General features: G+C 24.3%; 1 protein-coding gene. It reads left to right on the top strand.

Going from position 1 to position 848, the window contains the following annotated elements:
• Positions 1–819 (top strand): hypothetical protein (locus IIF7_RS20620; RefSeq protein ID WP_217806704.1); only part of this gene is annotated, 819 nt, incomplete at its 5' end.
• Positions 820–848 lie beyond the last annotated feature (29 nt).

Raw genomic sequence — 848 nt, 5'->3', positions numbered from 1 at the left:
GTTGTAAACAAGCTACGAATGAAAGAAAAACTTCTAATCATTATTTTAATTCTGAACATCAATCTAATATATTCACAGCAAGTTTTTAAAGAATATGGAGAAAGAGAAACAGTTGATATTTTAGATAGTGAATTACTGAGATTAGTTTGTGAAAATTCTCAATTCAAATATGAAGATATTTATCTGAACGAATCTTTTTCAAAGAAGTATAATGAAAAGTTTACTTTTTTTTCTCTGAGATACATTACGAATAAAACTGAATTAGAAAACTTTTACACAACAATATTTTTACTCGTAAATAAAAATGGAATAATATTGAGTGAATTGAAAAATAATGACTTAATCTATTCCGATAATGAAGCAGTACAACCTTACCCGACTAAAATTTTAAAGAAGAACATTTTTTTAAATGAAAATCTTAATGGAATTGCAGTAATAACGAAATTTTCTTCGCCGAGTAGAATCTCCCTTTACTCAGAGGAATTATTTAGTATTATAAAGATTGAAAATAATTCGATGAAAGTAATATTGGAAAATTATCCGATTAGAAAAACACAAGGAGAGTCAAATGGTTCGGGAAATTTTGAAATTGAAATAATTGAATCTTTATTTTTTTTAGAGAAAGAAAAATCAAATAATCTTTATAATTTAAAAGTTTTACAAAATTTTGAGTTTGAAGAAAATATAGAAAAAGATTCTTCAAGAAATATAAAAGCTTCAAATAAGAAAAAAGAAGCTAAAGAGAATGAAATTATTACTTATAATGGTGAAAAATATGATTTTAAACAAGTTGAATATAAGTTTTTAAAAGACTATTGAAAAAGCCAGTTTACAACAACGCGTATGGT

The sequence above is a fragment of the Zunongwangia atlantica 22II14-10F7 genome, assembly GCF_002094855.1.
In the GTDB taxonomy this organism is placed as follows: domain Bacteria; phylum Bacteroidota; class Bacteroidia; order Flavobacteriales; family Flavobacteriaceae; genus Zunongwangia; species Zunongwangia atlantica.
Note: the sequence above shows the minus strand (reverse complement) of the source record. Positions and strands in the feature narration are given on the sequence as shown.